Origin of the sequence: Roseibium sp. (assembly GCF_050301095.1) — a bacterium.
Classification (GTDB): domain Bacteria; phylum Pseudomonadota; class Alphaproteobacteria; order Rhizobiales; family Stappiaceae; genus Roseibium.
On record NZ_JBNKYW010000204.1, the window covers coordinates 1 to 6265 of the forward strand.

Below are 6265 nucleotides of genomic sequence, written 5' to 3' on the forward strand. Positions count from 1 at the left end.
CTTTCCCGAAACGACGCTCTTCCGATCTGGGCCAGAACATCGTCGAACTCGTGTTTGTAGAGCGCCTGCAATGTGTCTCCGGGCGCCGTTTTGAGATAGCCGTAGTCGATGAAGATCGCCGCGCCGCCATGTTCGGCGATCCGGGCACCGATTTCCTCGGCAACGGCATTTGCCGCCGGCTGGGTTTCGAAGATCGTGCCTTCCGGGCTGCCGGCAAGGCTTGCAGGCACGGTCTCGTCGGGCAGCCGCGCGGTTCCCGCGCCGAAAGTCAGCTCGCCGTCCGCCGAAAGACCGATCTGGCGCTCGTGCCAGCCTTCACGCGTCTTCACGAACTGATGGATCGGCAGGGCGTCGAAGAACTCGTTGGCGACAACGACCAGCGGTCCGTCCGGAACCTGCGCGAATGTGTCCCGGAAATCCGGCGTCAGGGGGGCATTCCGCAGGGTCTTTTTCTGAATGCTGCACAGCCGGGGGCTCATCTCCACAAGGTTCAGCTTGGCGGCCTTGAGGAATTCGGGCCGGAGCGCTGCCGTGCGAAGAAGGTCCGACATCAGCGTTCCGCGTCCAGGACCCAGTTCCACCAGCTGAAAGCGACCGGGCGCCCCAAGTGCGGCATGAGCGGAAAGGCAGGCGGCGCCGACCAGTTCTCCGAACATCTGGCTGACCTCGGGGGCGGTGATGAAGTCGCCGCTGGTCCCGAAGGGTTCGCGGGTCGTGTAATAGCCCGCATCCGGATCGCCGAGGCAGGCAGACATATATTGCGCAACCGACAGGGGGCCCTCGGCAACGATCCGCGCTTTCAGTTTTTCCTTCAGTCCCGTCACAGCACCGATGCCCCGGACTTGCGGGAGGCGGCCCAGATCATCGCGGCGAGCCCGGCCGCGATCATCGGCAGCGACAAAAGCATGCCCATCGTCAGAATGCCGGAGAGGTAGCCGATCTGGGCGTCCGGAACCCGGTAATATTCGCCAACGGAGCGCAGGACGCCGTAGCCGAGGGCGAAGGCGCCGGCCAGAAAGCCCGGCTTTTTCAGGAGTTCGAACCGGTGGCTCAGGAAACGCAGAACGAGAAACAGGACGATCCCTTCCAGTGCTGCCTCATAGAGCTGGCTCGGATGGCGAGGGGCGGGACCACCATTGGGAAAGACCACGGCCCACGGAACATCGGTCGGCCGTCCCCAGAGTTCGGAATTGATGAAATTCGCGATGCGGCCGAAAAACAGACCGATCGGGGCGGCGCAGCCGGCAAGGTCGAAGAGGGTCCACAGGGGCACACCGCGTTTCCAGGAAAACAGGATCATGGCAACGACGGTGCCGGTAAAGCCGCCGTGAAACGACATGCCGCCGTCCCAGATGGCTATCGCCTCTCCGGGATGGGCAAGGTAGAACGACGGATTGTAAAAAAGGACGTAGCCGAGCCGTCCGCCCAGAATGATGCCGAGCGTGCCCCAGAGGACGAAGTCGTCGATATCAAGCGGCGCAGGCCTGGCCACCGTTCCCCAGAGCCGGTCGTTGCGCACGAGGCGGAGCATGTAACGCCAGGCCAGGATGATGCCGACGATATAGGCGAGCGCATACCAGCGCAGGGCAAAGGGGCCGAATTCGATGATGACCGGGTCGATGGCCGGAAACGGCAGGACGAGCAGGGTGGGCACGGCAATTCCTTCGTGAAATGTCCGCAGGCAGACGGATCGGGGGCAACGCTTGCGCGATCCTGGCCGATCCGTCAAGCCGCAGCGGACGGCCGGAAGATCGGGCGAGGAGGTGCGGCGGAATTGGTTCTTGAAGTTCTTGTCATTCCCCCATACCTGTCAGGCATAAATGTGTTCCCGCTCAAGGAGGGTCCGATGACCCAAGGCCCAAACCGGCTTCTCGATGATTTCGCCAAGTTGATGACAGATGCAGCAGGCGTTGCCCAGGGCGCGCGCCGAGAGGTTGAGACCGCTTTTCGCGCACAGGCCGAACGGTTCCTCTCCGACATGGACGTGGTTTCCCGCGAGGAACATGAAGCCGTCAAGGAAATGGCCGTGCGTGCGCTCGACAAGGTCGAGGAACTCGAATCGAGACTGGCTGCGCTGGAAAAAACCGGTTCCGGGGACAAGGGCGACGCCTGAGGCGGCCGGATGACGCGGATGTGACGGATTTCTGTTAATTGTTCATGACAGAAATACGACGTGCGTACTTGGCTGAATTGCTTTGATTTTGGGCGGCTTGATGAAAATTACCGCTGAGTCGTCCACAAGTTTCGGCTTTTTCGGTTCAATTCGTATGTATCCATTAAATCATTTCTCCCCCTATACTCGTAGATAACAGGGATTCGTCGGAGCAAGACGGAACCGGTTCGCTTCGAAAGGGCCACCAAGGACGCGTTTTGCTCCTCCGGCATGGGACATTCCCGGCGGCCCGCCCGGTTATCGTGATCGGGTTCCCGGCCCCGGCCTGAAAGGGGAGTAGGCATCATGAGCCTCATCGAGATCGAACTCGAGCGACCTTCCAATCCCGTCGACATGATCGAGACTGTCGCCGCCTTGAACGACTGGGCCTTCGACCGGTCGGATGAGGACGAAATCACTATCTCCCTGCAAGGCAGCTGGTGCGACTATCACGTCTCCTTCTCCTGGATGGAGGAAGTCGAAGCCCTGCATCTGGCCTGTGCCTTCGATCTCAAGGTCACCGAACCTCGCAAGACCGAAGTCATTCGCCTGCTTGCCCTGGTCAACGAACAGCTCTGGATGGGGCACTTCGACCTGTGGCACAAGGAAAACGTCATCATGTTCCGCCAGTCCCTGCTTCTGGCTGGTGGCGCGGAAGCTTCCTCGGCGCAAATCGAGGCCATGCTGACAAATGCCCTTGAAAACTGCGAACGTTTCTATCAAGCCTTTCAATTCGTCGTCTGGGCCGGCCACTCGGCTTCGGAAGCGATGAGTACAGCCTTGTTCGAAACCGCAGGAGAAGCATGAGCTTTTCAAGAGAACGCCCTTTCCTTCTTGTCGGAGCCGGCAAGATGGGCGGGGCCATGTTGTCGGGATGGATGGCGGAAGGCATCGATCCCGCCGCCGTCACTGTCTGTGATCCCAACGTCTCCGAGGAGATGGACGCCTTGCTGAAACGGCATGGCATCCGGCACGTGACGTCCGTTCCGGACGATTTGACCGCAGGCATTGTCCTGATTGCCGTCAAGCCGCAGATGATGGATCAGGTCCTGCCGGGCCTGAAGCCGGCCGTTGCGCCGGACACGCTGGTGATGTCGGTCGCTGCCGGAACGCCGGTTTCCAGGTTCGTCCGGGAATTCGGGGAAGTTCCGGTCTGCCGCTGCATGCCGAACACGCCTGCCATGGTCAAGCGTGGCATCACCGCGGTCTATCCCACGCCCTCGGTGTCCGAAGACCAGAAGGCCGATGTTGCCAGGCTGTTGTCTGCGGTCGGAAAGGTCGTTTGGCTGGACAGTGAGGACCAGATCGATCTGGTAACCGGCGTCAGCGGGTCCGGTCCGGCTTACGTCTTCTATCTGGCGGAGGCCTTGGGCGAGGCCGGCCGGCAGGCGGGCCTTCCCGCGGACCTTGCCCATGAACTCGCCGTTGCAACGGTTTGCGGCGCCGGTGAGCTGATGCACCAGACTGGCGAGCATCCGGCCGTTTTGCGGCAGAACGTAACCAGCCCGAACGGCACGACGGCCGCCGCGCTCGAGGTGCTGATGCATGCCGAGGGCCTGCAACCGGTGATGACGGAAGCCGTTGCCGCCGCTGTCAAACGGGCGCGGGAACTGGCGAAATAAAAGCCTCTGTTGCAATCTGCGGCAGTGGGTCGCCCTTTCCACAATAGCTTCGGCCTCCTATCTTTCCGTGTAGAAACTCACAGGAGGCCGTTCCATGGTGACCGCCAAGACCAAGCAGAAGATCCTCAAGACGTTTCTGGACCTGTTGTCGGAACATTCCTATGAAGACGTCTCGCTGCCGCTCGTCGCCGAGCGTGCCGGGGTCAAGCTTTCCGACATGCGCAGTGCCTATGCCTCCAAGCTCGCCCTCGTGGCGGCCTTTGCGGAACAGATCGACACTGCCGTTCTGGATGAGCGCGACGAGGACATGGAAGACCAGCCGCCGCGCGACCGGCTGTTCGACGTCCTGATGACACGCATCGACGCGCTGGCGGATCGCAAGGAGGCCGTGCGGGCACTCCATCGGGCGGCACGGCAGGATCCCGCCCTGGCGCTCGATTTCAACCGTCTGGAAGTCCGGTCCCAGAAGTGGATGCTGATCGCGGCCGGTATTGATCTTTCCGGCATGAAGGCTTCGCTCGTTGCACAAGGCCTTGCCATCGCCTTCGCCCGTGTCGTCGATGTCTGGCTGGACGAGACGGATGAGGGCATGCCCCGCACCATGGCGAGGCTCGACAAGGAACTGGACAGAGGCTCCAGTTTCATGCGCCAGCTCGGTACGCTAGACAGCGTTGCAAAGGGCCTCCGGTCGTTCTTCCGGAAGGCTTCGGACAAACGCCGGAGCAGGGACGTAAATTCTGAAGGCGATCCGCATTCGCCCGAGGAAGCCCCGGCGGGTGCGTGATTGCAACACCGCGCCCGGCAATTGAGCTTTGCTCGCGGGCAGTACTTGCACCGGCTCGGCTAACCCTCCAAGGTCGCTCGCAGGAAAAGAGGATGTTTTCGTGAGCGACCAGATCAGTTTTGACGATTTTCTGAAAGTGGATGTGCGTGTCGGCCGTATTGTCGAGGCCGAGGAATTTCCCGAAGCGCGCAAACCCGCCTACAAGATGCGGATCGATTTTGGTCCGGAGATCGGCGTGAAGAAGACTTCCGCGCAGATCACCAAACACTACACGCCCGAGACACTTGTCGGGAAGCTTGTGATGGCGGTAGTCAATTTCCCGCCGCGCCAGATCGGCCCGGTCATGTCCGAGGTCCTGACCCTGGGCGTGCCGGACGAGGACGGCGAAGTGGTATTGCTGACGCCGGACAAGGATGTTCCGATCGGCGGGCGGCTTTATTGAAGGGCTGCTGCCTGAGGCTGGTCCGCTTCAGATAGCGGATAAAAGCCCCTCTCTCTTGGCTGTCCCCGCCAAGCGAAGCGCGAGCCGGGACCAGAAGAGGGCAAGCCTTGGACTTGTTGGTTGCCTCTTGTGCCTCTCGAGGTCACGGATCTTCGCTTCGCTACGTCCGGGAAGGCGCCGGGGTGTCGCTACGACATTAGGGTTCGCGCCAGACGGTTCTGGCGTTCCAGCACCTTCGGCAGGTCAATCGTGGTCATGCGGCCGTCGCTGACGATCTGCCGCCCTTCCACGAAGAGGTGCTTGACGCGTGTCGGCCCGGCCAGCAGCAGGGCCGCCGGGTCCCAGCTTCCGGCGCTTTCCACACCAGACACATCCCAGATGGCGATATCGGCCCGCTTGCCGACAGCGAGACGGCCGCAATCCGGCCGGTTGAGCACATCCGCACCGCCCCTCGTGGCGATTTCCAGCGCCTCGCGGGCGGACATGGCGTCCGCGCCGTTGGCAACGCGTTGCAACAGCATCGACTGCCGGGCTTCCAGCACCAGATTGCCGGCATCATTGCTGGCCGAGCCGTCGACGCCGAGGCCGACCTTGACGCCGGCATCGCGCATCGCCCGGACAGGAGCGATGCCGCTGCCGAGCCGGCAGTTGGAGCAGGGACAATGGGCAACGCCCGTTCCGCTTGCCGAAAACAGCCTGATTTCCTCGCCGTCCAACTTGACGCAGTGCGCATGCCAGACGTCGGGGCCCGTCCAGCCAAGGTCTTCGGCATATTGTCCGGGACGGCAGCTGAATTTCTCTTGCGAATAGGAGATGTCTTCATTGTTTTCGGCGAGATGGGTGTGCAGCATCACCTTCTTGTCGCGGGCGAGCAGCGCGGCATCGCGCATGAGGTCGCGGGTGACGGAGAAGGGGGAACAGGGGGCAAGGCCCACACGCACCAGCGATCCTTCCGACGGATCGTGGAACGCGTCCACCACGCGGATGCAATCTTCCAGAATGTCCGCTTCCTTTTCCACCAGACTGTCGGGGGGAAGCCCCCCGTTGCTCTCGCCGATACTCATGGCGCCCCGGGTTGGGTGGAACCGGATGCCGATTTCAGCGGCGGCGGCGATGGTATCGTCCAGGCGCGCGCCGTTCGGGTAGAGGTAAAGGTGGTCGGAACTCAAGGTGCAGCCGGACAGGGCCAGTTCGGCAAGGCCTGTCTGGGCGGAGACGAACATCTCTTCCGGCCCGAAGCGCGACCAGATCGGATAAAGCGTCTG

8 protein-coding genes are annotated in these 6265 nt (G+C 62.0%); 5 read left to right on the top strand and 3 right to left on the bottom strand.

All coding sequences use genetic code 11. The annotated features are described in order from the left end of the window. Both ACQY7U_RS18265 and lgt read right to left on the bottom strand, forming a co-directional pair. Positions 1 to 824 (bottom strand): class I SAM-dependent methyltransferase (locus ACQY7U_RS18265; protein ID WP_428647430.1); only part of this gene is annotated, 824 nt, incomplete at its 3' end. Next, a complete protein-coding gene (gene lgt, locus ACQY7U_RS18270; protein WP_428647432.1) occupies positions 821 to 1654 on the bottom strand; it encodes a prolipoprotein diacylglyceryl transferase in 834 nt (277 codons plus the stop codon). The genes lgt and ACQY7U_RS18265, both read right to left, overlap by 4 nt. A gap of 192 nt (positions 1655 to 1846) precedes the next feature. On the opposite strand from lgt, the gene ACQY7U_RS18275 reads away from it, so the two are divergent. The 5 genes from ACQY7U_RS18275 to ACQY7U_RS18295 all read left to right on the top strand — a co-directional run bounded on the left by ACQY7U_RS18275 (position 1847) and on the right by ACQY7U_RS18295 (position 5000). Continuing rightward, positions 1847 to 2113, top strand: coding sequence for an accessory factor UbiK family protein (locus ACQY7U_RS18275; protein WP_428647435.1), 267 nt, complete (start codon positions 1847 to 1849; stop codon positions 2111 to 2113). Positions 2114 to 2458: 345 nt separating this feature from the next. After that, entirely contained in the window at positions 2459 to 2959 is a 501-nt protein-coding gene (locus tag ACQY7U_RS18280) for a YbjN domain-containing protein (RefSeq protein ID WP_428647438.1), read from the top strand. After that, complete coding sequence (proC, locus tag ACQY7U_RS18285) at positions 2956 to 3774, top strand: pyrroline-5-carboxylate reductase (protein WP_428647441.1); 819 nt, start codon at positions 2956 to 2958, stop codon at positions 3772 to 3774. Before ACQY7U_RS18280 ends, proC begins: the two co-directional genes overlap by 4 nt. A 94-nt stretch (positions 3775 to 3868) precedes the next feature. Then, positions 3869 to 4558, top strand: coding sequence for a TetR/AcrR family transcriptional regulator (locus ACQY7U_RS18290; protein ID WP_428647444.1), 690 nt, complete (start codon positions 3869 to 3871; stop codon positions 4556 to 4558). Between the two features lie 100 nt (positions 4559 to 4658). Next, positions 4659 to 5000, top strand: a complete 342-nt coding sequence (locus tag ACQY7U_RS18295) for a tRNA-binding protein (protein WP_428647446.1) — start codon at positions 4659 to 4661, stop codon at positions 4998 to 5000. Between the two features lie 188 nt (positions 5001 to 5188). Here the strand turns inward: ACQY7U_RS18295 and ACQY7U_RS18300 are convergent. Beyond that, positions 5189 to 6265 (bottom strand): 8-oxoguanine deaminase (locus tag ACQY7U_RS18300; RefSeq protein ID WP_428647449.1); only part of this gene is annotated, 1077 nt, incomplete at its 5' end.